The following is a 269-nucleotide window of genomic DNA, read 5'->3' on the forward strand; positions in this document are numbered from 1 at the left end:
GGTTTTTTCATGTCGTAGTAATACGCGCGAACTCCCCAAAGAAGGTTCAACATCGTAATTACTCTTTTATTACCACTATACACAATAATATGAGAATTAGGTCTGTGTGCAGAAAGCTGGAACGCTGTATATCCGGAATGCGTTAATGTAACAATTGCCGAAACGTTGGTTGTTTTTGCAATTCTTACCGCTGCAAGACATACTCTGTTCGTAATGAATCTCTCATCGATACAGTTGTAGTCTTTTTCCATTGGCTCGTTCTTATGTTG

Annotated in this window: 1 protein-coding gene; it reads right to left on the reverse strand. The window is 39.0% G+C overall.

Annotated elements, in window-relative coordinates:
- A partial coding sequence (locus tag SCA31_RS23580) for a pyruvate kinase alpha/beta domain-containing protein (RefSeq protein WP_410699439.1) occupies nt 1-269 on the reverse strand: 269 nt, incomplete at both ends.

The sequence above is a fragment of the Chryseobacterium sp. SIMBA_028 genome, from assembly GCF_046535285.1.
In the GTDB taxonomy this organism is placed as follows: Bacteria; Bacteroidota; Bacteroidia; order Flavobacteriales; family Weeksellaceae; genus Chryseobacterium.